This window comes from Klebsiella sp. 18074, assembly GCF_902705905.1.
GTDB classification, from domain to species: Bacteria; Pseudomonadota; Gammaproteobacteria; order Enterobacterales; family Enterobacteriaceae; genus Klebsiella; species Klebsiella terrigena.
Genome location: NZ_CACSIS010000001.1, coordinates 273532 through 299501, shown reverse-complemented (window position 1 = coordinate 299501; position 25970 = coordinate 273532). Strand labels below are relative to the sequence as shown.

At 57.5% G+C, this 25970-nt stretch carries 26 protein-coding genes; 13 read left to right on the top strand and 13 right to left on the bottom strand.

The genetic code is table 11. The annotated features are described in order from the left end of the window. Positions 1 to 2: 2 nt before the first annotated feature. The 4 genes from livG to livK form a co-directional block, all read right to left on the bottom strand. A complete protein-coding gene (livG, locus tag GVK32_RS01360; protein WP_159864418.1) occupies positions 3 to 770 on the bottom strand; it encodes a high-affinity branched-chain amino acid ABC transporter ATP-binding protein LivG in 768 nt (255 codons plus the stop codon). Then, positions 767 to 2044, bottom strand: a complete 1278-nt coding sequence (gene livM, locus GVK32_RS01355) for a branched chain amino acid ABC transporter permease LivM (RefSeq protein WP_159864415.1) — start codon at positions 2042 to 2044, stop codon at positions 767 to 769. Before livM ends, livG begins: the two co-directional genes overlap by 4 nt. Then, a complete protein-coding gene (gene livH / locus GVK32_RS01350) occupies positions 2041 to 2967 on the bottom strand; it encodes a high-affinity branched-chain amino acid ABC transporter permease LivH (protein WP_159864412.1) in 927 nt (308 codons plus the stop codon). The genes livM and livH overlap by 4 nt, the downstream gene beginning before the upstream one ends. A 153-nt stretch (positions 2968 to 3120) precedes the next feature. Continuing rightward, positions 3121 to 4230: a high-affinity branched-chain amino acid ABC transporter substrate-binding protein LivK gene (livK, locus tag GVK32_RS01345; protein ID WP_159864409.1), complete on the bottom strand. Its 1110-nt coding sequence runs from the start codon at positions 4228 to 4230 to the stop codon at positions 3121 to 3123. 421 nt (positions 4231 to 4651) lie between these two features. Between livK and panM the strand changes: the two genes are divergently transcribed. After that, on the top strand, positions 4652 to 5035 hold the full coding sequence (gene panM / locus GVK32_RS01335; RefSeq protein ID WP_159864406.1) for an aspartate 1-decarboxylase autocleavage activator PanM: 384 nt from the start codon (positions 4652 to 4654) through the stop codon (positions 5033 to 5035). Positions 5036 to 5787: 752 nt separating this feature from the next. Here the strand turns inward: panM and livJ are convergent. The 3 genes from livJ to GVK32_RS01320 form a co-directional block, all read right to left on the bottom strand. Beyond that, the gene (gene livJ / locus GVK32_RS01330) at positions 5788 to 6891 is read right to left on the bottom strand and encodes a branched chain amino acid ABC transporter substrate-binding protein LivJ (protein ID WP_159864403.1); all 1104 of its coding nucleotides are present in this window, start codon (positions 6889 to 6891) and stop codon (positions 5788 to 5790) included. Positions 6892 to 7148: 257 nt separating this feature from the next. Beyond that, positions 7149 to 8393, bottom strand: a complete 1245-nt coding sequence (locus tag GVK32_RS01325) for an aromatic amino acid transport family protein (RefSeq protein WP_159864400.1) — start codon at positions 8391 to 8393, stop codon at positions 7149 to 7151. A 269-nt stretch (positions 8394 to 8662) separates the two neighbouring features. Then, positions 8663 to 9928 carry a 4-aminobutyrate--2-oxoglutarate transaminase gene (locus tag GVK32_RS01320; protein WP_123757282.1) on the bottom strand — a complete coding sequence of 422 codons (1266 nt, stop codon included), beginning with the start codon at positions 9926 to 9928 and terminating at the stop codon, positions 8663 to 8665. Between the two features lie 118 nt (positions 9929 to 10046). Here GVK32_RS01320 and GVK32_RS01315 point away from each other — a divergent pair, with 118 nt between their 5' ends. Continuing rightward, complete coding sequence (locus tag GVK32_RS01315) at positions 10047 to 11570, top strand: PLP-dependent aminotransferase family protein (protein ID WP_159864397.1); 1524 nt, start codon at positions 10047 to 10049, stop codon at positions 11568 to 11570. Positions 11571 to 11621: 51 nt separating this feature from the next. On the opposite strand, the gene rpoH is transcribed toward GVK32_RS01315, so the two are convergent. From rpoH to ftsY, 4 genes are all read right to left on the bottom strand, one after another. After that, positions 11622 to 12476 carry an RNA polymerase sigma factor RpoH gene (gene rpoH, locus GVK32_RS01310; protein WP_123757280.1) on the bottom strand — a complete coding sequence of 285 codons (855 nt, stop codon included), beginning with the start codon at positions 12474 to 12476 and terminating at the stop codon, positions 11622 to 11624. Between the two features lie 264 nt (positions 12477 to 12740). Then, positions 12741 to 13793, bottom strand: coding sequence for a permease-like cell division protein FtsX (gene ftsX, locus GVK32_RS01305; protein WP_045853997.1), 1053 nt, complete (start codon positions 13791 to 13793; stop codon positions 12741 to 12743). Then, on the bottom strand, positions 13786 to 14454 hold the full coding sequence (gene ftsE, locus GVK32_RS01300) for a cell division ATP-binding protein FtsE (protein WP_004868565.1): 669 nt from the start codon (positions 14452 to 14454) through the stop codon (positions 13786 to 13788). Before ftsE ends, ftsX begins: the two co-directional genes overlap by 8 nt. 2 nt (positions 14455 to 14456) lie before the next feature. Beyond that, positions 14457 to 16043, bottom strand: a complete 1587-nt coding sequence (gene ftsY / locus GVK32_RS01295) for a signal recognition particle-docking protein FtsY (RefSeq protein ID WP_159864394.1) — start codon at positions 16041 to 16043, stop codon at positions 14457 to 14459. A 192-nt stretch (positions 16044 to 16235) separates the two neighbouring features. Here ftsY and rsmD point away from each other — a divergent pair, with 192 nt between their 5' ends. Both rsmD and GVK32_RS01285 read left to right on the top strand, forming a co-directional pair. Next, a complete protein-coding gene (gene rsmD / locus GVK32_RS01290) occupies positions 16236 to 16832 on the top strand; it encodes a 16S rRNA (guanine(966)-N(2))-methyltransferase (RefSeq protein WP_159864391.1) in 597 nt (198 codons plus the stop codon). Beyond that, on the top strand, positions 16822 to 17100 hold the full coding sequence (locus GVK32_RS01285) for a DUF1145 family protein (RefSeq protein WP_041143060.1): 279 nt from the start codon (positions 16822 to 16824) through the stop codon (positions 17098 to 17100). Before rsmD ends, GVK32_RS01285 begins: the two co-directional genes overlap by 11 nt. A gap of 57 nt (positions 17101 to 17157) precedes the next feature. On the opposite strand, the gene GVK32_RS01280 is transcribed toward GVK32_RS01285, so the two are convergent. Then, positions 17158 to 17508, bottom strand: coding sequence for a DUF2500 domain-containing protein (locus tag GVK32_RS01280; RefSeq protein WP_200842818.1), 351 nt, complete (start codon positions 17506 to 17508; stop codon positions 17158 to 17160). A gap of 191 nt (positions 17509 to 17699) precedes the next feature. Here GVK32_RS01280 and GVK32_RS01275 point away from each other — a divergent pair, with 191 nt between their 5' ends. Next, complete coding sequence (locus GVK32_RS01275; protein WP_159864386.1) at positions 17700 to 18326, top strand: lysoplasmalogenase; 627 nt, start codon at positions 17700 to 17702, stop codon at positions 18324 to 18326. Positions 18327 to 18404: 78 nt separating this feature from the next. Continuing rightward, on the top strand, positions 18405 to 20597 hold the full coding sequence (gene zntA, locus GVK32_RS01270) for a Zn(II)/Cd(II)/Pb(II) translocating P-type ATPase ZntA (RefSeq protein WP_159864383.1): 2193 nt from the start codon (positions 18405 to 18407) through the stop codon (positions 20595 to 20597). A 39-nt stretch (positions 20598 to 20636) separates the two neighbouring features. Here zntA and tusA read toward each other — a convergent pair whose 3' ends face one another. Next, the gene (gene tusA, locus GVK32_RS01265) at positions 20637 to 20882 is read right to left on the bottom strand and encodes a sulfurtransferase TusA (RefSeq protein ID WP_041147480.1); all 246 of its coding nucleotides are present in this window, start codon (positions 20880 to 20882) and stop codon (positions 20637 to 20639) included. Positions 20883 to 21115: 233 nt separating this feature from the next. On the opposite strand from tusA, the gene GVK32_RS01260 reads away from it, so the two are divergent. The 7 genes from GVK32_RS01260 to GVK32_RS01230 all read left to right on the top strand — a co-directional run bounded on the left by GVK32_RS01260 (position 21116) and on the right by GVK32_RS01230 (position 25969). Then, entirely contained in the window at positions 21116 to 21781 is a 666-nt protein-coding gene (locus GVK32_RS01260) for a 7-cyano-7-deazaguanine/7-aminomethyl-7-deazaguanine transporter (RefSeq protein WP_041143064.1), read from the top strand. A 73-nt stretch (positions 21782 to 21854) separates the two neighbouring features. Then, positions 21855 to 22412: a DcrB family lipoprotein gene (locus GVK32_RS01255; protein ID WP_045853989.1), complete on the top strand. Its 558-nt coding sequence runs from the start codon at positions 21855 to 21857 to the stop codon at positions 22410 to 22412. A 668-nt stretch (positions 22413 to 23080) separates the two neighbouring features. Beyond that, positions 23081 to 23470 (top strand): lipoprotein, encoded by a 390-nt coding sequence (locus GVK32_RS01250; protein WP_159864380.1) that lies wholly within the window; start codon positions 23081 to 23083, stop codon positions 23468 to 23470. A gap of 464 nt (positions 23471 to 23934) precedes the next feature. Further along, positions 23935 to 24657 (top strand): beta-ketoacyl synthase chain length factor, encoded by a 723-nt coding sequence (locus GVK32_RS01245; RefSeq protein ID WP_159864377.1) that lies wholly within the window; start codon positions 23935 to 23937, stop codon positions 24655 to 24657. Continuing rightward, on the top strand, positions 24654 to 25469 hold the full coding sequence (locus GVK32_RS01240) for a 1-acyl-sn-glycerol-3-phosphate acyltransferase (RefSeq protein ID WP_123709695.1): 816 nt from the start codon (positions 24654 to 24656) through the stop codon (positions 25467 to 25469). The genes GVK32_RS01245 and GVK32_RS01240 overlap by 4 nt, the downstream gene beginning before the upstream one ends. Beyond that, positions 25450 to 25707, top strand: a complete 258-nt coding sequence (locus tag GVK32_RS01235) for a phosphopantetheine-binding protein (protein WP_159864374.1) — start codon at positions 25450 to 25452, stop codon at positions 25705 to 25707. The genes GVK32_RS01240 and GVK32_RS01235 overlap by 20 nt, the downstream gene beginning before the upstream one ends. 10 nt (positions 25708 to 25717) lie before the next feature. Further along, positions 25718 to 25969: an acyl carrier protein gene (locus GVK32_RS01230; protein ID WP_045853985.1), complete on the top strand. Its 252-nt coding sequence runs from the start codon at positions 25718 to 25720 to the stop codon at positions 25967 to 25969. Position 25970: the final 1 nt, after the last annotated feature.

Sequence of the window (25970 nt, the reverse complement as noted above, 5' to 3'; positions counted from 1 at the left end):
GCTTATGCCTCACCAAGGTATGCGCGGATCACGTCCGGGTTGTTGCGGATCTCTTCCGGCGTTCCGTTGGCCAGCGGCGTGCCCTGGTTTACCACGTAAATGCGATCGGAAATGCCCATCACCAGCTTCATATCGTGTTCAATCAGCAGGATGGTGGTGTTGTGATGGCTGCGCAGCTCGGCGATCAGCTCGTCAAGCTCCTTGGTCTCTTTAGGGTTCAGGCCCGCCGCCGGTTCATCCAGCATCAGGATTTCCGGCTGCGTCACCATGCAGCGAGCGATCTCCAGCCGTCGCTGGTCGCCGTAGGCGAGGTTGCTGGCCTGGCGGTTAGCCTGCTCCAGCAGGCCGATACGCTCGAGCCAGGCCGCTGCGCGATCCAGCGCTTCGCTGTGCGCGCGACGGAAGGTCGGCGTTTTCAGCAGCCCGGAGAAGACGCCGGTTTTCAGCTGCTGATGCTGCGCTACCAGCAGGTTTTCAATCACCGTCATTTCACGGAACAGGCGCACGTGCTGGAAGGTACGCACGACGCCCATGCGGGCAATCTGCTGACCCGGCAGCCCTTCCAGGTGCTGGTCACGCAACATAATCGAACCGCCGGTCGGCTTATAGAAACCGGTGAGGCAGTTAAAGACCGTGGTCTTCCCGGCACCGTTAGGGCCGATCAGCGAAACAATTTCCTGCGGACGCAGCTCCAGCGACACGTTGTTGACCGCCAGCAGGCCGCCAAAGCGCATCATCAGGCCGCTTACGGATAATAATGGCTGACTCATGCCTGCTCTCCTTTAGCCTGACCTTTTTTCAGCTTCAGCTGCGGGCGCGTCATCGGCAGCAGACCCTGCGGACGCCAGATCATCATCAGTACCATCAGGCCACCCAGCATCAGCATGCTGTATTCGTTGAAATCACGCATCAGCTCGCGCGAGACCACCAGCAAAACAGCGGCCAGAATCACCGCAAACTGCGAGCCCATCCCGCCCAGCACGACGATTGCCAGCACGAAGGCCGACTCGGCGAAGGTAAAGGATTCCGGGCTAACGAAGCCCTGGCGTGCGGCGAACAGCGTCCCGGCAAAACCGGCAAACGCGGCGCTGATGGTAAAGGCGGTAAGCTTGATGCGCGTCGGATTGAGGCCCAGAGAACGACAGGCAATCTCATCTTCACGCAGCGCTTCCCACGCGCGGCCCAGCGGCATGCGCAGCAGGCGGTTAATCACGAACAGCGAGAAGACCACCAGCAGCAGCGCCACCAGGTAGAGGAAAATAACCCTATCGCTGGGGTCATACTTGACGCCAAAGAAGTTGCTGAAGGTATCCCATCCGCCTTCGCGCGCGCTGCGGCTAAACTCGAGGCCAAACAGCGTCGGCTTAGGGATCTGGCTGATGCCGTTCGGGCCGCCGGTCACTTCGGTGTTATTGAGCAGTAAAATACGCACAATTTCGCCGAAGCCGAGGGTCACAATCGCCAGATAGTCACCGCGCAGGCGCAGCACCGGGAAGCCCAGCAGGAAGCCCGCAGCGGCCGAAACCAGCCCCGCCAGCGGCAGGCAGGTCCAGAAGCCGAGGCCATAATAGTGGTTCAGCAGCGCGAAAGTGTAGGCGCCGATAGCGTAGAAGCCGCCGTAGCCCAGCACCAGCAGGCCGGACAGCCCCACCACCACGTTCAGCCCCAGGCCGAGAATGATGTAAATCATGGTCAGAGTGGCGATATCCACCGTGCCGCGCGACACCATAAACGGCCACGCGACGGCGATAACCAGCAGCGCCACCAGGAACAGCTTCTGCTTTACCGTCGACCCGTCGATGGCCGGCAGAATAAACTTCGGCCCGGAGACGTTTTTCAGGGTTTTCTGGAACAGCGGGCGCATCAGTTGGAAGAGGAAGACCACCGCGGTGCCGATGAAGATCCACTGCCAGCGGATATCCGCCGCGGTATCCACCACCAGCTTGGTGCCGTCCAGCTCCAGCTGCACGCCCATAAAGACGCCGGCGAGAATAAAGAACATCGCCGCGGACAGCAGCGCCATTGCAATATGCATCGGTTTCATACTTTCTCAACCTCCGGGCGACCGAGGATACCGGTAGGCATCACTAACAGCACCAGAATCAGCAGCGCAAAGGAGACCACGTCTTTATATTCGGTGCTGAGATAGGCGGAGGAGAGTGCTTCGGCGATACCCAAAATCAGACCACCGATCATCGCGCCAGGAATACTGCCGATACCGCCCAGGACCGCTGCGGTAAAGGCTTTCATCCCGGCCATAAAACCAATATAAGGGTTGATAACGCCGTAGAACTGACCGAGCAGTACCCCGGCGACCGCCGCCATTGCGGCGCCGATAACAAAGGTCAGGGCAATAACGCGATCGGTGTTAATTCCCAGCAGGCTGGCCATTTTCAGGTCTTCCGCACAGGCGCGGCAGGCGCGGCCCATGCGCGAATAGCGGATAAACAGCGTCAGTGCCAGCATCGCCACAAAGGTCACGACCCAGATCACCAGCTGCATGGTGGTGATTGTCGCAGAGAAGTTTTCGCTGCTGCCCACCGTCCACTGGCCATTAAACAGGCTCGGCAGCGCCACGTCGCGCGACCCTTCCGTCAGGCTGACGTAGTTTTGCAGGAAGATAGACATCCCGATGGCGGAGATCAGCGCAATCAGGCGCTTGGAGCTACGCACCGGCCGATAGGCCACGCGTTCAATACTCCAGCCATAGGCGCTGGCAATAATGATAGCCCCGACGAATCCGGCGGCGACCAGCAGCCAGCTGGTGTCGATGCCCATCATCATCAGCGCGGCAATGATCATGAAGGAGACGTAGCTCCCAATCATATACACCTCGCCGTGGGCGAAGTTAATCATGCCAATAATGCCGTATACCATCGTGTAACCGATGGCGATCAGCGCATAGGTACTGCCCAGCGTGACGCCGTTAAACATCTGCTGCAGAAAGTAGAGAAACTGCTCGGACATAAGGTAACCTTTCTAAACCCGCAAGGCGGGATGTTGAATCCCACTCTCAACGATTCGAGCGGCGGACGGACGGCAAACTGCCCCCTCCCCGGAAGCTCCGGGGCAGGAACGTCGTTGACGCATCTGCGGCTCACACCATGAAGAGTGGTTGTCTTATTTTGCGGCCGAGGATGATCCATCCGCATGCCACTGGAAGACACCAAACTCAAATCCCTTCAAATCGCCTTTTTCGTCCCAATTCAGCGGCCCAATCACGGTTTTCGCGCCGTGAGCTTTCAAATCTTTGATTAAGTCCAGCGGCTCCTGGCTGCTGCTTCTGTCCATCGCCTGCGCTAAGGACTGCACGGCAGCGTAGGTAATCCAGACGTACGGCCCGCTCGGATCTTTTTTCTCTGCTTTCAGCGCGTCTACGATAGCGCTGTTTGCCGGATCCTGGTCATAGCGTTTCGGCATTGTCACCAGCATGCCTTCTGCCGCAGCGCCTGCAATATTGGACAGCGAAGCATTGCCCACGCCCTCAGGACCCATAAAGATGGTTTTCAGCCCGTTAGCCCGCGCCTGGCGCAGCATCTGGCCCATTTCCGGGTAATAGCCACCGTAGTAAACGAAATCAATATTCTCTTTCTGCAGGCGAGAGAGCAGCGCCGAGAAGTCTTTCTCACCGGCGGTGATCCCGTCGAAGAAGACGATGTTGGCGTTGCCTTTTTTCAGGCTCTCCTGGACCGAACGCGCCAGGCCTTCACCGTACTGCTGCTTGTCATGAATGATAGCAATACGCTGCGGTTTCACCGTTTCCAGAATATATTTTGCGGCGGTCGGGCCCTGCGAGGAGTCGAGGCCGGCGGTACGCATGATGTACTGATAGCCGCGCTGGGTCAGCTCGGGGTTGGTGGCCCCCGGAGAGATCATCAGAATGCCTTCGTCTTCATAGATATCGGAGGCCGGTTGGGTTGAGGAGGAGCAGAGGTGGCCGATAACGTATTTAATCCCTTCGTTAACGATTTTGTTCGCCACCGCGACGGCCTGTTTAGGGTCGCAGGCGTCGTCATACTCCACGCCGACCAGCTTATCGCCCTTAATCCCGCCCTGCGCGTTAATGTCTTTAATTGCCTGACGCGCGCCGTTGAACTCCATGTCGCCCCATTGCGCTACCGGGCCCGACATCGCACCAACGACGGCGACTTTTATCTCTTTGCCGATTACCGCATGCGACATGGTCAGTGCGACTAATCCCGCAATGATTGTTTTCGCGTTCCTTTTCATGCTCCAGAACCCCGTTCGTGATGTGGTGTAAATATTTTGTATTTTTATGGTTAAAAAGCATTCTGTGCTTTTATTAAACAACGCTACTTTTACCATGATCTTTAATGGTTTAGCGCAGTTTTTTGCCGAAAACCAGATTAAAATCTCTATTTTTCAGGCGATTAAGCAAAGATAATATTCTGTATTCACGCGAAGATAAACAAAAAAAGTCCCGTTTTCAGCATAAAATAACGATACTTATGGCGGAATAAAACGCTGCACTTTAGGTTAAAATCCTGCTTATTTTTCGATCCATAACGCATTGCGCTACCCTGCATTCGACAGGAAAACGAATCGCCTGATGAATGCGCAAAAAACAGCGCTCCGCCGGGCAGTCATTTTAGGTACACTGACGCATCCGTTTTGACTGGACTTGCCGCGCATGAAACTGACCATTATTCGTTTAACGCACTTCAGCGATCAGGATCGCATCGATTTAGGGAAAATCTGGCCGTCACGCGATCTGGCCGGGATCCCCGTGGATGAAAGCCACGCTATTTACGCCGCCCGCTTTAACGAGCGCCTGCTGGCCGCCGTGCGTGTGACGTTAAGTGGCGATGCAGGCGAGCTCAGCGCGCTCTGCGTACGCGAAGTCACCCGTCGACGCGGCGTCGGGCAGTATTTAGTGGAAGAGATCCTGCAAGATAACCCGGAGATCGGCCGCTGGCGGGTCAACGCAGCCGGCGTAGAGGACAAGACGGTGATGTCGGCATTTATGCAGGCGCTGGGCTTTAGCGCACAGCAGGACGGCTGGGAAAAACGTTAAAAACATCCCGGATGGCGGCGCATCGCGCCTTATCCGGGCTACCACAAGCAGACACCTGTAGCCCGGTAAGCGCAGCGCCACCGGGGAAAGCGTAAACCAGCCTCCCGGTTATCCCCGAGAGCTTACATCAGTAATGTGACCGGGGTTGAGGAGCGCAGCCAACGCACCTGTCGCGTGAAAGGCGGCCAGCTTATTTAACCGAGAATGTCATTGTAGCCCGGTAAGCGCAGCGCCACCGGGGAAAGCGTAAACCAGCCTCCCGGTTATCCCCGAGAGCTTACATCAGTAATGTGACCGGGGTTGAGGAGCGCAGCCAACGCACCTGTCTCGTGAAAGGTGGCCAGCTTATTTAACCGAGAATGTCATTGTAGCCCGGTAAGCGCAGCGCCACCGGGGAAAGCGTAAACCAGCCTCCCGGTTATCCCCGGGAGCTTACATCAGTAAGTGACCGGGGTTGAGGAGCGCAGCCAACGCACCTGTCGCGTGAAAGGCGGCCAGCTTATTTAACCGAGAATGTCATGCTACAGGCAGGCGGCAAGCTTCGAAATCCCCGGAGCTTACACGAGTAAGTGACCGGGGTTGAGGAGCGCAGCCAACACACCTGTCGCGTGAAAGGCGGCCAGCTTATTTAACCGAGAATGTCATGCTACAGGCAGGCGGCAAGCTTCGAAATCCCCGGAGCTTACACGAGTAAGTGACCGGGGTTGAGGAGCGCAGCCAACACACCTGTAGCGTGAAAGGCGAAGGTTAAATTATTTGGCGTCGGTGGCGGTGCCATCCGCGTGCCAGGTAAACACGCCGAACTCGAAGCCTTTCAGGTCGCCCTTCGCATCCCATGACAGCGGCCCCATCACGGTATCAACAGAGTTTGCCTTCAGGTATTTCGCGATTTCTGCCGGGTCTTCAGACTGATTCAGGCCAGCGTCCAGCGACTGGATTGCCGCATAGGTGGTCCAGACGAACGCGCCGCTCGGATCCTGTTTTTTGGCTTTAATCGCGTCAACAATCGGTTTGTTCGCCGGTACCTGATCGTAGTTCTTCGGCTTCGTTACCAGCATGCCTTCAGCGGACTCACCGGCTATGTTAGACAGAGAAACGTTAGCCACGCCTTCCGGACCCATAAACTGCGTTTTCAGGCCTGCGGCACGTGACTGGCGCAGAATCTGGCCCATTTCCGGGTGGTAGCCACCGTAGTAAACGAAGTCGATATTTTCTTTCTTCAGACGCGCAACCAGCGTGGAGAAGTCTTTCTCACCGGCGGTGATACCGTCGAAGAAGACGATGTTCGCGCCGCCTTTCTTCAGGCCATCCTGTACCGCACGGGCCAGGCCTTCACCATACTGCTGCTTGTCGTGAACGATAGCGATGCGCTGCGGCTTCACTTTCTCGATAATATATTTTGCTGCCGTCGGACCCTGGTCAGAATCCAGGCCGGTGGTACGCAGAATCATTTTATAACCACGCGCGGTCAGCTCCGGAGCCGTCGCCGCTGGCGTAATCATCAGAATGCCTTCGTCTTCATAGATATCGGATGCTGGCTGGGTAGAAGAAGAGCATAAGTGGCCGATAACGTACTTAATGCCATCGTTGACCACTTTGTTGGCAACCGCTACCGCCTGTTTCGGGTCGCAAGCGTCATCATACTTAACAATCTGCAGCTTATTGCCTTTGATCCCGCCTTTGGCGTTGATATCGGCAACCGCCTGCTCGGCACCGGTAAACTCCTGGTCGCCATACTGCGCTACCGGACCAGACATCGCGCCAACCACGGCAATTTTGATGTCTTCTGCCAGCGCGGCATTGCTCATAATCAAGGCGATACATCCTGCCAGTAACGCTTTACCCTTCATGTTCATCCTGAGGCTCCCCATTATTATGGTTTTTGCATTTGTTGTGATGTTGTTTGTTAGCGCATTATTCTGATATTAATCATAAGAAAAGCATATGACGCCTATTTTAAGGTCTGCCGCCTGCGCTTTTGCAGCACACTATGCTAAACATACCGTCATTCAGGAGAATTTGAAATGACAAAATTGTGGGTTATGTAACAGATAAGTGACAAATAAAAAACCGCGCCAGGATCAACCGGACGCGGTGGAGTCAAGACGCCAGATTACCAACCGGCGGGCAGGTAGCCCAAAGCGGAAGCAATTGCGTAAACGGCGCTACAAAGATACAGCAACACAATGAAGGTCTGGATAAGCGGATGGGTTATCGCCGCCGGACACACCCAGCCCGGGGTAATATCCCCACGCTGGCGAGCGCCTTTGAGCATCAGAATCGGCATGATGGATAAAATCACCCCGCTAAACACCCCAGCGAAATAGAGCGCATTCACAAACGACACCATCCCGCTGTAGGCCAGAACAAATGGCGGAACCGCAACAACCACCAGCACCATCAGGCGTTTAAGCGGCTGTTCGTCGTTCCCGAGGCGGAACTGGTCGAAAATATTGGTCAGGAAACTGCCCCCCAGGCCCCAGTAGGAAGTCAGCATGGCGCATAGAGCAAACAGGTTGGCAGAGAAAAAGGCCCACTCACCGAGTGCCCGTCCCCAGGCGATGGTCGCGACATCGGAAATATTATCCAGGCCGTTGAGCACAATCACCGACAGCGGAACCAGCGCCAGCAGAACAAAGGTCAGCCCCATCCCGACCATAATGGCCTTTGGCAGCTTCTCCGGTTTATCGGCGAAGCCACGGGCCATTTCCGGGACAATATATTGCGCCGAGAAACAGAAGGCGACAACGTTGAACACCGGCACCATGTACAGCCAGTTACCGTCGAGCAGATAGCTGACCTGAGCTGTATCCTTGAGCAAGGTAGCGGCAACCAGCACGGCAATCATCACCACCATGCCGATACTAATAAACTTCTCGCCGCGACCAATCGCTTTCAGCCCCAAATAGAGCACGCCTGCCGCCGGGATAAAAAACAGCACGCTGCCGAGCGCCGGGGAGATGCCGAACAGCGAATGCAGCAGCTTGCCGCTGCCGGTCATATAGGCGGTCAACGCGCCGACGCTGTTCACGCACACGGACAGGAACATCATCAACGCCCCGAAGCGCCCGACATAGCGGTGCGACAGTCCGCTAAGCTGCAAATGCTTGCGGGTACGCAGGGTCGATTCGGCGACATAAAGCATGGTAATGGTGGTCAGGCTGCCGACGATGATCAGCCAGAACAACAACGGTAGAAAACCGGCCTTACTGGAGGCATAGGCGATGGACAATACCCCGGCACCGATGTTGGTCCCGACGATCATCGACACCCCTTCAACGAAGCTGAGGGATTTTGCAGGTACAGCAGTACGTTCCCGGTTCGTCAGAACCGAGGAAAAGGTGGAATTTTCAGACATAATATTTTCCGTTTTATTCCGTCGATCTACGCCGCCGGAAAAAAGGTGATATCAGGGTGATAAACCGAAAATTATTCGAGTTGCTTGTAGGCGGCAAGGCCGTAAATCCCCAGTCACTTACTCAAGTAAGTGACTGGGGTGAACGGGTGCAGCCAACACCCAAGCAACTTGAAGTATGACGGGTATAAACCACTCACGCTGAGTACGAAAACCCTATGCGGCATCCTGTTTTATTCGGCTTCCCTGCCGCCGCACAGGCGTGTGGCGTGTTATCCCTTGAGGATGCGCGCCAGAATATCCAGCGCTTTAGTAAACTGCGCATCTGGAATAGTTAACGGGTACAGGAAACGAATCACGTTGCCATAGATGCCGCAGCTCAGCAGCAGCAGACCATTTTCCTGGGCTTTCTGTTGGATCTGGCGGGTAAACTCTGGTGACGGTTCGCCGGTCTGCGGATCGTTAAACTCCACGGCCACCATCGACCCTTGACCACGAATATCAACAATCGCCGGGCAATGCTGACGCGCCTGCTGCAGCACCTCTTTCAGATGGCTGCCGAGTTGCTCCGCGCGCTGGCACAGCTGCTCTTCGTCAATCACATCGAGGACCGCATGGGCCGCCGCCACCGCCAGTGGGTTACCGGCATAGGTGCCGCCAAGTCCACCCGGCGCTGGCGCATCCATTACGTCGGCACGGCCAACGACGCCAGAGAGTGGGAAACCGCCGGCGAGGCTTTTCGCCATCGTCATCAGGTCCGGTTTCACATCGTAATGCTGCATGGCAAACAGCTTGCCGGTGCGCGCAAAGCCCGTTTGCACCTCATCGGCAATCAGCAGAATGCCGTGGGTATCACAGAGCGCACGCAGCGCCTGCATAAACTCTGGCGGTGCAACGTTAAACCCGCCTTCGCCCTGAATCGGCTCAAGGACAATCGCTGCCACCTGGTCCGGGCCAATATCGGCTTTAAAGATGCGCTCCAGGCTCTTCATGGCGTCAGCCGTGGTAATTCCGTGGGCGGCATTCGGGTAGACCCCGTGATACACCGACCCCGGGAACGGCCCGAAACCGATTTTGTACGGTGCGACCTTGCCGGTCAGCGCCATGGTCATAAAGGTACGACCGTGGAAACCGCCACCGAAGGTGATCAGCCCCGGGCGACCAGTGTAGGCGCGGGCAATCTTCACCGCGTTTTCTACGGCTTCGGCGCCGGTGGTGAAGAACGCGGTTTTTGCCGGGCCATCGATCGGTGCCAGCTCGTTAATACGCTCGGCCAGAGAGACGTAGCTTTCGTACGGGACAATCTGATACGCGGTGTGGGTAAAAGCCTGCAGCTGCTGTGCGACGGCCTCAACGATTTTCGGGTGACGATGGCCGGTGTTGAGCACGGCAATACCGGCAGCAAAATCGATCACCTCGTTGCCTTCCACATCCCACAGCGTGGCGTTCTCTGCTTTCTCAACAAAGTAGTTGCACATTACGCCTACGCCGCGCGGCGTCGCCTGCTGGCGACGTTGATTCAGTTCTGAACTTTTCACCCTCGAATCTCCTGTCATGTGTGTCACGTTATCGCAACAATTTCGAAACTATGTCGTTTATTTACACAGGAGTTGGCCCTATAATCGAGTACCAATTTAGATTATCTGAGGGATCCAATTGCGTTCACTCGTCGGCGACCTGGTGCTGGTCAGATTGCAGGAAGAGTCAGACCCACTCCTGCATAAACGCTTATATAACGCGGTCCGCCGCTCGATTATGGACGGATCTTTACCTCCCCACAGCCGCCTGCCGCCCTCGCGAGATCTGGCCGGGGAACTCGGCGTTTCAAGAAACACCATATTAACAACTTATGAACAACTTCTGGCGGAAGGATATGTCATCTCCCGCCGGGGAAGCGGTACATTTGTCGCAAAAATAGGCCATGATGCCTCGCATTCTGCTGATAAAACCGATGTAAACAGCAGCACCCCGGCACCGACTCCCTACCTATCCCGCCGCGGCCAGCGTTTGCTCACGCACGTCAGCGCCAGCCCGCGCCAGTGGGGAGCTTTTATCCCCGGCGTGCCGGACGTCAACGCCTTTCCCCATCCGCTGTTCAGCAAGATTCAGGCCCGCATCAGCCGCCGCCCGAAGCCTGAGCGATTGAGCTACAGCTGCAATGGTGGCACACCGGAATTGCAGCAGGCCCTCGTCGAATACCTCAGAGTATCCCGGGGCGTGCATTGCCAGGCAGATCAAATTCTTATTACCGAAGGGATCCACCAGGCAATTGACCTGGTGACGCGCATGCTTTGTGACAGCGGCGATCTGGCCTGGGTGGAAGAGCCATCCTACTGGGGGATACGCCACGTGCTGGGGATGAATGATGTGCGGATCGAGCCGGTTACCGTTGATGCCAACGGCTTGTGCCCTCCGGAGACGGTTGAGGAGGCGCCGCACCTGATTTTTGTCACCCCGTCGCATCAGTATCCGCTGGGGGCGGTGATGACGCTGGCGCGCCGTCAGCGCTTGCTGGCACTGGCTCGTCAGCACGGCAGTTGGATCGTCGAAGACGATTACGACAGCGAGTTTCGCTTTTCCGGCCAGCCAATCCCGGCGCTGCAGGGACTGGTCGCCGATGCGCCGGTGGTCTACATCGGCACCTTCAGTAAGACCCTCTATCCCGGGCTACGGCTGGGCTATGTGGTGCTGCCGCGGCCGTTGATTGGCGATCTTAAAAACGCCCATGCCGAGCTCTATCGCGGCGGCCATTCGTTAATTCAAATGGCGCTGGCGGAGTTTATTAATGCCGGTCACTACTCCGCCCATATTCGCCGCATGCGCCTGCTTTACAGCCGCCGCCGCGCCTGCCTGACGGAACTCATCCAACGCTACTGCAACCCGCAGGCGCTATCAGATTTCAGCGATAATGCCGGCCTGCATCTGATCCTCAATCTGCCGGACGAGGCAGATGACGTGGCGATCGCCAAAATGGCCAATGCCCGGCATATTCTGGTGCGCCCGCTGTCGCGCTACTACCTGACGGCCCGGCGTAAAAAAGGATTGTTGATGGGGTTTGCCAGCCTGCCAGAGACGCAAATGGAGCCAGCCTTCCAGGTCCTGCTGGAGTGCCTGCAGACGTTATGTCCCGAGGTACTGGCTAACGGAGAAGGCGCAGAAAAACAAAACGCCCCAACGTAATGTGGGGCGTTATCAGGTGCCTGCGAAGAGGCGGGTGTTCACGCGGTCGCGTTATGCTTCGATAGCCATACGCAGTTTCTTCATCGCGTTTTTTTCCAGCTGGCGTACACGCTCAGCCGAAACGCCGTAGCGATCCGCCAGCTCCTGCAGCGTGGACTTGTTGTCTTCGTCCAGCCAGCGGGCGCGGATGATATCCTGGCTACGCTCGTCCAGGCCCTGCATCGCGTCGGTCAGCTTGTTTGCCGCCTGCTCTTCCCAGTTATCATCTTCAATGCCGTCGGCAAAGTTAGACGTTTTATCCTGCAGATAGAGCACCGGAGCCATCGGCTGGCTATCGGACTCGTCGTCCGACGACATGTCGAAGGTCATATCCTGCGCCGCCATACGCGATTCCATCTCACGCACGTCTTTGCTTGATACGCCCAGCTCGCGGGCAACCATTTCGACTTCATCCTGGTTAAACCAACCCAGACGCTGCTTGGTTTTACGCAGGTTAAAGAACAGCTTACGCTGGGCTTTGGTGGTCGCGACCTTCACAATACGCCAGTTACGCAGAACGTATTCGTGAATTTCGGCCTTAATCCAGTGCACGGCAAAGGAGACCAGGCGCACGCCGACTTCGGGATTAAAACGGCGCACGGCTTTCATCAGGCCAATGTTGCCTTCCTGAATCAGGTCCGCCTGCGGCAGGCCATAGCCCGAGTAGTTACGAGCAATATGAACAACAAAGCGCAGGTGAGACAGGATCAGCCTTTTCGCTGCTTCCAGATCGCCCTGGTAATGCAGCTTTTCAGCAAGCTCCCGCTCTTCATCGGCCGATAACATCGGCCATGTGTTCGCAGCCCGGATGTAGGATTCCAGGTTACCAACGGGGGCTAAGGCTAAAGTTTGCATATCTTTGGTCATTCAAATCCTCTCAATCGATATCGTCTGGCGCGACAGTTCCCGCTTAGACTACCGGGCAACAATCATGCCAGCGTTTATGAGCAACGAGAATATCACCCACATTAGTATCAGACAGTGATTTTATCCACAAGTTCCATGCAACGGCGTGAATACATTACGCACAAAATGTGACATGGAGATGAAGCGTAGGGAAGAGACAACAGGGACTCTTTCCCTGCAGAGAGACATTCAGTCAGTGCAGGGAAAGATTATACCAGAAAATTTTTAATCGGGAGTAAAGTGACGTAAATGTTGCACCGTCGCCAGCCAGGCCGCAACCCAGCCGATCATCGAGCAGACGATCAGCATCAGCAGACACTCATCGAAGCCCAGGCCGCTGAGCTCAAACTGGGTACCGAATACCTTCGCCACTTCCGTTACCGCTGATGACAGGCGCATCACCATAATCTCCGACAGGATCAGCGATAAAAATGCGCCGCAGAAGCCCAGCAGCGCGCCGCCGTAGAGGAACGGACGCAGGATAAAACCGTCGGTCGCCCCAATCAGCTTCTGCACGTTGATGGTATCGCGGCGGGCAAAGATGCTCAGGCGCACGCTGTTGCCGATCACCAGGAACACGGCGGCCACCATCAGCACGCCAATCAGCGCCGAGACGCGGCCAACCAGCCCGGTCAGCGAAGAGAGGCGCGCAAACCAGCTGTCATCCATGCGGACTTCATCGATGCCCTGAATATGCTTAATCCGATCGCGCAGGGTGTTGAGCGAGTCGGTCCCCTGGAAATCCAGCTTCGGCACGACAATCGCCACCGCCGGCAGCGGGTTCTCTTCCAGCATATCCAGCGCGCCGCCAAAGCCAGACCAGTTGCGGAACTCGCCTAAGGCTTCATCCCGCGACAGATAGTTGACCTTCTCCACGCCCTGCTCCGCCTGCAGCTGCCCGACCACCCGTGCCGCGGCGTCATCGTCCAGCGTCTTCTCCAGGTAGACGGTGATCTGCGGCGATGGATAGTACTGCGACGCCGCGCTGTTAACGTTTTTGTACACCATGTAGCACACGCTCGGCAGCGTCAGCGAAATGGCGATGACCATGATGGTCAGGAAAGTGGCCAGCGGCGTGCTTTTCAGATCCTGAACCGCACCGTGCCAGGCGTAGCGCACCTGCTCATTGAAAACGTTGCTTTTACGAGAAGCCGGATTCGGCGCCGCTTTTGGCCGCTTCGGCGCATTGCGCCCGCCGCCTGCCCCTGCGGCATTGCGGATGCGGTCAAATCGGCTACCAAACTGGCGAATGTGGTTTATTGCGTCGCGCTTATTCACCCCAGTGGCCTCCGTGCATATGCCCGTCGCTCAGGGTCAGCATGCGATACGAACGACTGGAGATCAGCCCCAGGTCGTGCGTCGCCATAAGAACCGTGACCCCTACGCGATTAAACTCTTCAAACAGTCGTAAAATCCCCTCCGAGAGCGCCTCGTCGAGGTTACCGGTCGGTTCATCCGCCAGCAGCACCGCCGGCTTGTTCACCACCGCACGCGCGATGCCCACGCGCTGCTGCTCACCGCCGGAGAGTTGGATAGGAAGATTTTTCGCTTTGTCCAGCAGCCCGACTTTATCCAGCGCCGCCGACACTCGGCGGCGGATATCATCCCCGCTGGCGCCGGCAATAATCAGCGGGATCGCCACGTTATCAAACACGGTGCGATCCATCAGCAGATGGTGATCCTGGAAAATCATGCCGATCTGGCGGCGCAAAAACGGCACCTCACGGCTCTTCAGGCGGCTAATATCGTGGCCGCCGAACAAAATTTTGCCGGCGCTCGGCCGCTCGATGCCGCAGATAAGCTTGAGCAGGGTACTTTTCCCCGCGCCGGAGTGGCCGGTCAGGAACGCCATCTCGCCCGACTGCAGGTGGAAGTTCACCCCCTGCAGCGCTTGTCTCCCACCGAGATAGGCTTTGCTGACTTGTTCAAAGCGAATCATGATTAATCCTCTCGGGCAAAAAGTGCCTCAATAAAGTCGCCCGCGTTAAACGGACGCAGATCCTCAATACGTTCACCAACGCCAATATAGCGAATCGGAATACTGAACTGGTCAGCAACCGAGAAGATAACCCCACCTTTCGCGGTACCGTCCAGCTTAGTCAGCGTGATGCCGGTCAGGCCAACGGCCTCATGGAACAGTTTGGCCTGGCTAATCGCGTTCTGCCCGGTGCTGGCATCAATTGTCAGCATCACTTCATGCGGGGCATCTTCGTCGAGCTTCTTCATCACGCGGACGATTTTCTTCAGCTCTTCCATCAGGTGCGATTTATTCTGCAGACGGCCCGCGGTATCGGCAATCAGGACGTCAACGTTGCGCGCCTTTGCGGCCTGAATGGCGTCGAAAATAACCGAAGCCGAATCCGCGCCGGTATGCTGCGCAATCACCGGGATATTATTCCGCTGACCCCAAACCTGCAGTTGCTCTACCGCCGCGGCGCGGAAGGTATCCCCCGCGGCCAGCATGACCGACTTGCCCTGCTGCTCAAACTGACGCGCCAGCTTGCCGATGGTCGTGGTTTTACCCACGCCGTTGACGCCAACCATCAGAATAACAAACGGCGTTTTCCCTTCAACGTTCAGCGGCTGGTCAACCTTAGCCAGAATATCGCCCATCTCCTCTTTCAGCAGGCCATACAGCGCTTCGGCATCGCGGAGCTGCTTGCGGCTGGCGACGTCGGTAAGATGGGTAATAATCTTACGCGTCGTTTCCACGCCCACGTCGGCGATCAGCAGCTGCTCTTCCAGCTCTTCGAAGAGATCATCATCTATTTTTTTGCCGCGGAACAGACTGATAAATCCGGAACCGAGGTTTTGTTTCGTTTTAACCAGGCTGCGCTTGAGTCGGGCGAAGAAACCCTCTTTCGTCGGCTTCTCCTGCTCGATCTGAGCGGCTTCCTGCGGCTCGACCTCATCCTCAGCTTCCGCCGCCAGCGCCTGGGCTTCCAACTCATCGTCAGACAGCGCGGGCTCGGCCTCAATCAGCGCATCGTCCACCACGGCGGCCTGCGGCTGGGCGATAATCTCTTCCGGCTCTTGTTCAGCAAGCGCTTCGGCGACCGCCGGCTCGGCAATCACCTCTTCAACCAGCGGCGCTTCCACCGGCGTTTCGTCGATTACGGCTTGTCGCGCTTGCGGCTCAACGACGGCCGGCTCAGCGGCGAGTTCTTCTACTGCGGCGTCTTTCGCTTCGTCAACGGTCGACACAGCGTCTATCGCTACCGCTGGCTGAACCGCCTCTTCCACGGCGGTTTCTGCAACCGGCTGCGGCTGCTCGCTTTCGACAACCTGTTCGGTGACCTCAACGACGTCAGCGGCAAAGGCCTCCGGGTCCGCTTTCTCCTGCGCCGGGGCGCGATCCGCTTCGGCTTCAGGCGCCACGACGATCTCAGCCGGCGCTTGTTCGGCAGGAACCTGCTCCGCAGCTTCCTGCAGCCCTTCTACTTTTTGTTCAACTTCTGTTTCCTGCGCCTGCTCTTTTTGTCCAAAGCCCAGCCAGGAAAAGAAGCCACGTTTTTTCTCTTTCGCCATTTGCGACTACACTCCTCGCTGATTATTCATGGCACAGCTTCGGCATATCTGTCGCGGAAGCTGAAAAATAATGAAATTAGTCGGATAGTCTATCACTTAACTTAACGCGCATCACCGCCCCCGGATTAAGGTTTCGTCATCCGCCTTCGATCGCTAGAATAGCAGGCTGGAAGTTGAGACTTGAGCAAAGAGATGAAGAAACCAAACCACGCAGGCAGCGGCCAGATCCGCATTATCGGCGGACAGTGGCGGGGCCGGAAATTACCGGTGCCGGAGAGCCCGGGCCTGCGCCCGACCACCGACCGGGTCCGTGAAACCCTTTTTAACTGGCTGGCGCCGTCTATGGTCGACGCGCGCTGCCTGGACTGCTTTGCCGGCAGCGGCGCGCTGGGCCTGGAAGCGCTCTCCCGCTACGCGGGCAGCACCACGCTGCTGGAGATGGAGCGCGGCGTTGCCCAGCAGCTGCAGAAAAACCTGGCGACCCTCAAAGCCGGCAACGGCACGGTGGTCAACACCAATACCCTGACCTGGCTTAATCAGCCCGGCACGCCGCACCAGATAGCGTTCGTCGACCCGCCTTTCCGTAAAGGGCTGCTGGAAGAGACGCTGCGGCTGCTGGAGAATAACGGCTGGCTCGCCGACGAGGCGCTGATCTACGTCGAAAGTGAAGTCGAAAATGGGCTACCGCCGGTACCGGCAGGCTGGCACCTGTATCGTGAGAAAGTGGCCGGACAGGTCGCCTACCGCCTCTATCAACGAGAGGCACAAGGAGAAAAGAATGCTGATTAATCTGGGCCGGGTACTGATGCTGTGCGTATGGGCCTTTTTGCTCTTAAACCTGTTTCAGCCTTTCCCTAAGCCGCTGAACATTTTCGTCAACGTTGCGCTTATCTTTATGATCCTGATGCACGGCCTGCAGCTGACGCTGCTGAAGGCCACTCAGCCGAAAGATGCGCCGCCGCTGGGCCGCTTCGAGCAGGTGCGTATTTTTGTCTTCGGCGTATTCGAGCTGGTTGCCTGGCAGAAAAAGCTCAAGGCCACGCTGCGTAAGAAGTGATGGCGCCCGGCTCGCTGCCGCGCCGCACGGCGCGTAGCATAGCCGGACGCAGCAGGCTCAAGGATCTGGCGTAAACGCGACGAACCTTGAGCCTCTGTAGCTCAGCATTCCCCTGTCGCCAACGCTAAGCGCATGATACTGCGCCTCTTCGAGACGAAAGCTGACTTCGAGCCCGCCGCTTTCCGGCCTGAAGCTGACGTCATAGCGCATCTCGCTGCCGGCCGGAGCGACGGTTTGCTGGCGCGAGCGGCGATCGTTAATCACTCTTTCCCGCTTGTTGCTCACCACCACCTGTCTTTGCAGCAGCGGCGCGGCGTCGTTGTCCCTGCCTTCCCGTCGCTGCTGCGCATAGCGAACCGATGCCGCCACCACAATGATGGCCACGACGATAATAAAAAACAGCGGGATCTTACTCATTCATCTTACCCCCAGGAATTCTCAGGAATCAGCATACCGCGCCTTGATTAACGTTGTCATCTGCCCTCCCGAGCCACTACACTGAACATTAGTACCGTCAGTACAACTACTTATACCCTATGCATTTCGGGTTACGGCCTGTAAGGCGGCGGGTATAGCGATAACAGATACAGGGACTCACTATGCTTTGGTCGTTTATTGCTGTCTGTTTTTCCGCATGGCTTTACGTCGATGCGTCCTATCGTGGGCCAACGTGGCAACGTTGGTTGTTTAAACCCGTTACACTCATTCTGCTGCTGCTGCTTGCCTGGCAGGCGCCGATGTTCAACGCCATCAGCTATCTGGTGCTGGCCGGCCTGTGCGCCTCACTGATCGGCGACGCGCTGACGCTGCTGCCGCGCCAGCGGGTGATGTACGCCGTCGGCGCCTTTTTCCTTTCGCACCTGCTCTATACCATCTGGTTTGCCAGCCAGATGACGCTGTCATTTTTCTGGCCGCTGCCGCTGGTGCTGCTGGCCGTTGGCGCGCTGCTGCTGGCGGTTATCTGGACCCGGCTGGAAGAGATGCGCCTGCCGGTATTCACCTTTATCGGCATGACGCTGGTGATGGTCTGGCTGGCGGGCGAGCTGTGGTTCGTGCGCCCGACCGATACCGCCCTCTCCGGCTTTATCGGCGCCGCCTTTTTGCTGCTGGGGAATATTGTCTGGCTGGTCAGCCACTATCGCCGCCGCTTCCGCGCCGATAACGCGATTGCCGCTGCCTTCTACTTCGCCGGACACTTCCTGATCGTGCGCGCGCTGTACCTCTAATTTAGCGCTTGACTCTGGAGTCGACTCCAGAGTGTATCCTCTGGGCAATGAGAAAATTATCATTACCCGGAGGGTCCCATGTCGACTCCAGAAGCTCAGGATAAAAAAGTCCCACAGTTCTCGTCATTCAAATTAAAACCCGCAGCCGCACAGCCTGACAGCTGCTGTACGGACTCCTCCTGCGCGGCGCAAGCCCGCGAAGAAACCCTGGAAACCGCACGCTACAGCTGGTTAATCGATGGCATGGACTGCGCCGCCTGCGCCCGCAAGGTCGAGAACGCCGTACGCCAGGTGCCTGGCGTCAGCCAGGTACAGGTGCTGTTTGCCACGGAAAAGCTGCTGGTTAACGCCGGGAGCGATATCCGCCCGCAGGTGGAAAGCGCGGTGCGCTCGGCGGGCTATACCCTGCGCGATGAAGATACTCCGCAGCAGGAAACCTCCCGGCTACGGGAGAATCTGCCGCTGATAGTCCTGGTGCTGATGATGGCGCTGAGCTGGGGGCTGGAGCAGTTTAACCATCCTTTCGGCGAGCTGGCCTTCGTTGCCACCACCCTCGTAGGCCTGTGGCCGGTCGCGCGCCAGGCGGTGCGTTTGATGAGAAGCGGCAGCTGGTTTGCCATTGAAACGCTAATGAGCGTCGCCGCCATCGGGGCGCTGTTTATCGGCGCCACCGCCGAAGCCGCGATGGTGCTGCTGCTGTTCCTGATCGGCGAACGCCTTGAAGGCTGGGCCGCCAGCCGCGCTCGCCAGGGCGTTAGCGCGCTCATGGCCCTCAAGCCCGATAACGCCACGCGAGTCCGCGACGGCGTGCGGGAAACCGTCGCCCAGCGCGACCTGCGCCCCGGGGATCTGATTGAGGTCGCCGCCGGCGGACGCCTGCCCGCCGATGGTCAGCTGATGACGCCGTTTGCCAGCTTCGATGAGAGCGCGTTAACCGGCGAATCCGTCCCGGTGGAACGCAACGCCGGCCAACGCGTGGCGGCAGGCGCAACCAGCGTCGACCGTCTGGTTCAGCTGACGGTCATCTCCGAACCCGGCGACAGCGCTATCGATCGTATTCTCAAGCTGATTGAGGAGGCCGAAGAGCGCCGGGCGCCCATCGAGCGCTTTATCGATCGCTTTAGCCGCATTTATACCCCGGCCATTATGCTCGTTGCCCTGCTGGTAGCCGTCGTACCGCCGCTGCTTTTTGCCGGCGCCTGGCTGCCGTGGATTTACAAGGGGCTGACGCTGCTGCTGATCGGCTGCCCGTGTGCGCTGGTGATTTCCACCCCGGCGGCGATCACCTCCGGGCTGGCGGTCGCGGCCCGTCGCGGCGCGCTGATTAAAGGCGGCGCCGCGCTTGAACAGCTGGGCCAGGTTCGCCAGGTCGCCTTTGATAAAACCGGCACCCTGACCGTCGGCCAGCCGCGCGTGAGCGCAGCGATCGTCACCGCCGACATCGATGAGAACGACCTGCTGGCGCTGGCCGCTGCGGTGGAGCAAGGCTCCAGCCATCCGCTGGCCCAGGCCATCGTCCGCGAAGCGCAGCAGCGGGGGCTGAATATCCCCGCCGCCAGCGCCCAGCGCGCGCTGGCCGGTTCCGGCATCGAAGCCGACGTTGCCGGCCGCCGGGTGTTAATTTGCGCGGCAGGTAAAGGGGCGGCGGCGGCGTACGAAGAGCAGATCCAGCGGCTGGAGAGCGCCGGCCAAACGGTGGTGCTGGTGCTGCGTGAGGATATCCTGCTTGGCATTCTGGCGCTGCGCGATACCCTGCGCGACGACGCCCGCCAGGCGGTTGAAGATCTGCGTCAGCTCGGCGTGCAGGGGGTGATCCTCACCGGAGATAACCCGCGCGCGGCGGCGGCCATCGCCGACGAGCTGGGGCTGGCATTCCGCGCCGGGCTGCTGCCTGCCGATAAGGTCACGGCGGTGATGGCGCTCAACGCCGAAGCGCCGCTGGCGATGGTCGGCGACGGCATCAACGACGCGCCGGCCATGAAGGCGGCCACCATCGGCATTGCGATGGGCAGCGGCACCGACGTGGCGCTGGAGACCGCCGACGCGGCGTTAACCCATAACCGCTTAACCGGCCTGGCGCAGATGATTTCGCTGGCTCGCGCCACCCATGCCAACATCCGGCAGAACATTGCGATTGCGCTGGGACTGAAGGGGATTTTCCTGATAACCACGCTGCTCGGCCTGACCGGACTTTGGCTGGCGGTGCTGGCGGATACCGGCGCCACGGTGCTGGTCACCGTCAACGCCCTGCGGCTGCTACGCCAGAAGTAGCGGACGCGCTCCCCGTTGGCACAGCGCTTAGCGGGGAGTTCAGTGGTTTTTACGAATCAAATAGCGGTACGGCAGGGCGCTAATCTCCTGCGCCACCAGCTCATGCTCCATAAAGCGACAAAAGCCGGGAATATCGCGGGTTGTCGCCGGATCGTCGGCGATAATCAGCAGCGTCTCGCCCACCGGCATCGTACGCACGGCCTTGCGCACCATCATTACCGGCTCGGGGCAGCGCAGCCCCTGTGCATCCAAAGTGTGGTCAGGACTGGAAAAAAGTTCGCTCATGTTCATCTCACGTCAACAAAACGGCCCTAGTTTACCGCCACCCGCACGCGACGCAAGCCAGGTTAACGTTTGCGCGAAAAACAACCGTTGCATTACGCTCTCAACGCAGTATCATGCAGCCGTTTTTAATTGGGTTCCCTCACCCCAAATTTCAGTCCCTCACTCATTCATGTTGTAGAAAAGCGGCGACGCCTCTGCAGCCTGAAGGATAACGGGCATAAAAAGGTCACAATATGAATCCCTTTACTACCGTACAGCGTAAAAAAGCGCTGGTCTGGCTATCGCTATTCCATTTGCTGGTGATCACCTCCAGTAACTATCTGGTGCAGCTACCGATCTCCATTTTTGGTTTCCATACCACCTGGGGCGCGTTCAGCTTTCCGTTTATCTTCCTCGCCACCGATCTGACGGTACGCATTTTTGGCGCACCGCTGGCGCGACGCATCATCCTCGCGGTGATGGTCCCGGCGCTGCTGATCTCCTATGGTGTCTCCGCGCTGTTTTATATGGGCGAATGGCAGGGCTTTGCCGCACTGACGCACTTCAACCTGTTCGTGGCGCGTATCGCGGCCGCCAGCTTTATGGCCTATGCGCTGGGGCAGATCCTCGACGTCCACGTCTTTAACCGCCTGCGTCAAAACCGCCGCTGGTGGCTGGCGCCCACCGCCTCGACGCTGTTTGGCAACGTCAGCGACACGCTGGCCTTTTTCTTTATCGCCTTCTGGCGCAGCCCGGACCCGTTTATGGCGGCCCACTGGGGAGAAATCGCCATCGTTGACTACTGCTTCAAGGTCCTGATTAGCATCGTATTCTTCCTGCCGATGTATGGCATGTTGTTGAATATGCTGCTGAAAAAAATGGCGGATAAATCTGATTTGTCAGCATTGCAGCCAGGTTAAGAGTACTCGCAGACTGATGTGATAAGATAAGCGAATGAGCCGTTAATGGCCGTTTATCGAAAGGAAGATGTCAATGCGCAATTTGGTTAAATATGTCGGTATTGGCCTGCTGGTTGTGGGCCTTGCGGCCTGTGATAACAGTGATTCAAAAGCGCCAACCGAAGGGGCTGCGGCTGAAAGCAACGCCAGCGGACAAACCGTAAGCCTGCTGGACGGCAAGCTGAGCTTCTCCCTGCCCGCAGGGATGACTGACCAGAGCGGGAAGCTGGGTACTCAGGCCAACAACATGCACGTCTATTCTGATGTCACAGGTCAGAAAGCGGTGATCGTGATTGTGGGCGACAGCACCACTGAAGAGCTGCCTGTACTGGCCCAGCGTCTGGAAGAGCAGCAGCGCAGCCGCGATCCGCAGCTGCAGGTCGTGACCAATAAATCCGTTGAGATCAAAGGCCACACGCTGCAGCAGCTGGACAGCATCATCTCCGCCAAAGGACAGACCGCCTGGTCTTCGGTTCTTCTCGGCAAGGTGGATGATAAGCTGCTGACCCTGCAGATCACTCTACCGGCGGACAACCAGCAGCAGGCGCAGACTGCGGCGGAAAACATCATCAATACCCTGACCATTCAGTAATTCGCGGTCAGAGGTTATGGCCTCCGGTGTCGCCACCGGGGGCTTTTTTTTGGCCACCGCCCGGCGGCAGAGCGATTGTCAGCCGCGGGCAAAATTAAACATCGCTCCAGGCCGACCTGCCGCCTGACGCGAAGTCCGCCAGGCGCCGGTTCCGGCATTCAGGTTCAGCGAATGTACCCCACTCGGTTTTTCCCCATTACCACGTCGTCCGGTGAAAAACAGCTACCAGAACTGAATATTGCTTTACGTCATTCACGGCTTAAATCGGCGAAATAAAACAGAATTCCCGCGGCGCCCGGCAGCCGGGGATATAATATCCCCATTATATAGCCGGGTAATAATTTGCTTATTATTAAATGATGAGAATGATATGACTGAATAAGCCGACTGATTAATTTGATGATGAAGAATAGCGAGGATTGTATAATTTTTGTGAATTTTAGGCTATCAAAGTAAATTTTAAGCGTCTGAAATCCATCATCATTACGCATTGTCGCTGGTGACCTCGCGATCTATGCTTTATGATGAAAACCCTTCTCGCCTGACGTCAAAACGGAAAACGTGCGAGATATTTACCTGAGACATAATTCCGGCCCGGTGAGACTGATATTAATTATTCTTAGCATTGGGCATCTCATCATATACCCATAATTCGACAGGAAGCGTTCATGAAAAAGGTTGTTAAGTGGCTGGCGGCTATTGCCGTTATCGGGACATTGGCAGGCTGCGCCCGTACGGCGCCCATCGAACAAATTCAGACAACGGTCAGCGCCGGCCATACCGATGCGCAGGTAAAAAACGCTATTTTCCGAGCCGGCGTACAGCGCCAGTGGATAATGTCAGAAACGGCGCCGGGTATTATCAAAGCCCGCCAGCAGGCGCGCGATCACGTTGCTGAAGTGCAAATTAACTATTCCGCGACCGGTTATTCTATTCGTTACGTCAGCAGCCTCAACCTGATGGCCTCCGGCGGTGAAATCCATAAAAACTATAACCGCTGGGTACATAATTTAGATAAAGACATCCAGGTTAATTTGTCTGCGGGAAGCGCGCTGTAAGCGTTCGCTCTCCGCGCTCCGGCATGAAGTGATTAGGGGCAGGTCGTTTTCTTACCCCTAAAGAGGAATATAGCGCCCGGCGCTATATCGGCATCATCCCGCTAACGCCAGCCGGCAATCGCCTGAAGGCCCGCGGGATATGCCGAACCGCCGTTTGATTCGGCATTATCCTATGTATTCGCGAACCACCCTGTATGATATGTGGTGGTCGCTGCAGACAATGCGCGTCAGGCCGCGGCCGGAACGATGAAAATATTCGGTTCGTGCTCTTAGATTTGCCACAATAAATTGCACTGATGCACGAAAATATCGAAAATACGCGAAATCGATCGGCAAATAATGCGGGCTGCGGCGCGCCCGATAACCTGGCGTCGGTCATACTGTATTGGCAGGCCAGCAGAAAAATAACAAGGTGGCGTTAAAAAACGCTACCGGAATCACCGATTTACCGCGGACTCGCGTTGATGAAATTTGCACTAAACATAATTGACTGGCAGGGCAGAGCCCCAGGACTAAGCGAAACGACACAGTGGCAGCAGTGGTCACGGCTTTCGCACGCCATCGATCCGACGGCGCCTCAGGCAAAGCTGAGCGAATTACCGATGATGACCGCCAGACGACTCAGCTCCGGCAGCCGGCTTGCCGTTGAGTGCGGGCTGGCGATGCTGCGCCGCCATCGCATCGATGCCGTCCTCTACACCAGCCGCCACGGCGAGCTTGAACGCAACTACCGCATCCTGCACGCGCTGGCAACGGAACAGGCGCTCTCCCCGACCGACTTCGCGCTCTCCGTGCATAATTCAGCGGTCGGTAACCTGACCATTGCCGCCCAAATGCCGATCGTCTCCTCTTCACTCTCCGCCGGGCGGGATACCTTCCAGCAGGGGCTGTGCGAAGCCATGTGCCTGCTGCAGGCGGGCTATCAGCGTGTGCTGATGGTTGATTTCGACGGCCATCTCCCGGAGTTTTATCACCCGTATCTTCCCCCCACAATGCCGACCTGGCCCTACGCGCTCGCGCTGGTTATCGAAGCGGGCGAAGAGTGGCGCTGCTCGACGCAGCGCGCCGCGCCGGGTGAAGAGGCGGAGCTGCCGCAGAGTCTGCAGTTTTTACGCCACTATCTGCAGGAGAGCCCGGCCTTTACCCTCACCGGCGAGCGCCTGCAGTGGCAGTGGAGCCGCTCATGAACGGCCTGCCGTCACGCATAAATCGCGCCTGGCGCGGGCTGATGACCGGCGTCTGCTTCGCGCTTTTCGGCCTTGGCGGGCTGCTGCTGTCCTTAGTCTGGTTTAACCTGCTGCTGGTGGCGGTCAGAGATAAATCTCGCCGCCGTCGTCTGGCGCGACGCAGCATCTCGGCCAGCTTTCGCCTCTTCTTAACGGTGGTCAAAGCCGTCGGGGTGCTGGATTACCGGATCCTGGGCGCCGAGCTCCTGCGCCAGGAGCGCGGATGCCTGGTGGTGGCTAACCATCCCAGCCTTATCGACTACGTGATGCTGGCTTCGATCATGCCCGAGACCGACTGCCTGGTAAAAAGCGCCCTGCTAAAAAACCCGTTCGTCAGCGGCGTGATCCGCGCGGCGGACTATTTAATTAACGATCAGGCCGATGCGCTACTGCCCGCCAGCCGGCAGCGCCTGCAGCAGGGCGATACCATCTTAATTTTCCCGGAGGGAACCCGCACCCTGCCGGGTGAACCCATGGTCCTTCAGCGCGGCGCGGCCAATATTGCCGTGCGCTGCGCCAGCGATTTGCGCGTAGTGGTCATTCGCTGCAGCGAACATATGCTGGGCAAAAACAGTAAATGGTACGATGCGCCGGCAACCCGACCCCTGTTTACCATCGAGGTAGGCGAGCGGGTGCAGATCGCCCAGTTCTACGACGAAAACTCACAAGAACCGTCGCTGGCAGCAAGACAGCTAAATCGGCATATTTTGCTTCAATTACAATCAGGTACTACGCCTACTTCAGGAATTAATGATGCAAGCGCTCTATCTTGAACTGAAAAATCTCATCATCAACACGTTGAATCTGGAAGAGCTGTCGGCTGACGACATCGACGCCGACGCGGCGCTCTTTGGCGACGGTCTCGGCCTCGACTCCATTGACGCCCTGGAACTGGGGCTGGCGGTGAAAAACCGCTACGGCGTGGCGCTTTCCGCCGAAAGTGACGAGATGCGCCAGCACTTCTACTCCGTCGCGACCCTGGCCGCGTTCATCCACGCTCAACGTACCTGAGGCACCCCCCATGACTGAATCACATGATATTTATGCAGAAGTCTCGGCGCTTCTGGTTAAGCTGTTTGAAATCGACCCGCAGGAGATCCGCCCGGAAGCGCGTCTGTACGAAGACCTCGAGCTGGACAGCATTGACGCCGTCGATATGATCGTCCACCTGCAAAAGAAGACCAGCAAGAAAATAAAGCCGGAAGAGTTTAAAGCCGTGCGTACCGTACAGGACGTGGTTGATGCGGTTGAACGCTTGTCCCGAGAAGCCTGAC

Bases quoted from the DNA above. Each gene is read 5' to 3' on its own strand.
- livG (WP_159864418.1), bottom strand. From the start codon at position 770: ATGAGTCAGCCATTATTATCCGTAAGCGGCCTGATGATGCGCTTTGGC.
- livM (WP_159864415.1), bottom strand. From the start codon at position 2,044: ATGAAACCGATGCATATTGCAATGGCGCTGCTGTCCGCGGCGATGTTC.
- livH (WP_159864412.1), bottom strand. From the start codon at position 2,967: ATGTCCGAGCAGTTTCTCTACTTTCTGCAGCAGATGTTTAACGGCGTC.
- livK (WP_159864409.1), bottom strand. From the start codon at position 4,230: ATGAAAAGGAACGCGAAAACAATCATTGCGGGATTAGTCGCACTGACC.
- panM (WP_159864406.1), top strand. From the start codon at position 4,652: ATGAAACTGACCATTATTCGTTTAACGCACTTCAGCGATCAGGATCGC.
- livJ (WP_159864403.1), bottom strand. From the start codon at position 6,891: ATGAACATGAAGGGTAAAGCGTTACTGGCAGGATGTATCGCCTTGATT.
- GVK32_RS01325 (WP_159864400.1), bottom strand. From the start codon at position 8,393: ATGTCTGAAAATTCCACCTTTTCCTCGGTTCTGACGAACCGGGAACGT.
- rpoH (WP_123757280.1), bottom strand. From the start codon at position 12,476: ATGACCAAAGATATGCAAACTTTAGCCTTAGCCCCCGTTGGTAACCTG.
- ftsE (WP_004868565.1), bottom strand. From the start codon at position 14,454: ATGATTCGCTTTGAACAAGTCAGCAAAGCCTATCTCGGTGGGAGACAA.
- ftsY (WP_159864394.1), bottom strand. From the start codon at position 16,043: ATGGCGAAAGAGAAAAAACGTGGCTTCTTTTCCTGGCTGGGCTTTGGA.
- rsmD (WP_159864391.1), top strand. From the start codon at position 16,236: ATGAAGAAACCAAACCACGCAGGCAGCGGCCAGATCCGCATTATCGGC.
- GVK32_RS01285 (WP_041143060.1), top strand. From the start codon at position 16,822: ATGCTGATTAATCTGGGCCGGGTACTGATGCTGTGCGTATGGGCCTTT.
- GVK32_RS01275 (WP_159864386.1), top strand. From the start codon at position 17,700: ATGCTTTGGTCGTTTATTGCTGTCTGTTTTTCCGCATGGCTTTACGTC.
- zntA (WP_159864383.1), top strand. From the start codon at position 18,405: ATGTCGACTCCAGAAGCTCAGGATAAAAAAGTCCCACAGTTCTCGTCA.
- tusA (WP_041147480.1), bottom strand. From the start codon at position 20,882: ATGAGCGAACTTTTTTCCAGTCCTGACCACACTTTGGATGCACAGGGG.
- GVK32_RS01260 (WP_041143064.1), top strand. From the start codon at position 21,116: ATGAATCCCTTTACTACCGTACAGCGTAAAAAAGCGCTGGTCTGGCTA.
- GVK32_RS01255 (WP_045853989.1), top strand. From the start codon at position 21,855: ATGCGCAATTTGGTTAAATATGTCGGTATTGGCCTGCTGGTTGTGGGC.
- GVK32_RS01250 (WP_159864380.1), top strand. From the start codon at position 23,081: ATGAAAAAGGTTGTTAAGTGGCTGGCGGCTATTGCCGTTATCGGGACA.
- GVK32_RS01245 (WP_159864377.1), top strand. From the start codon at position 23,935: ATGAAATTTGCACTAAACATAATTGACTGGCAGGGCAGAGCCCCAGGA.
- GVK32_RS01240 (WP_123709695.1), top strand. From the start codon at position 24,654: ATGAACGGCCTGCCGTCACGCATAAATCGCGCCTGGCGCGGGCTGATG.
- GVK32_RS01235 (WP_159864374.1), top strand. From the start codon at position 25,450: ATGCAAGCGCTCTATCTTGAACTGAAAAATCTCATCATCAACACGTTG.
- GVK32_RS01230 (WP_045853985.1), top strand. From the start codon at position 25,718: ATGACTGAATCACATGATATTTATGCAGAAGTCTCGGCGCTTCTGGTT.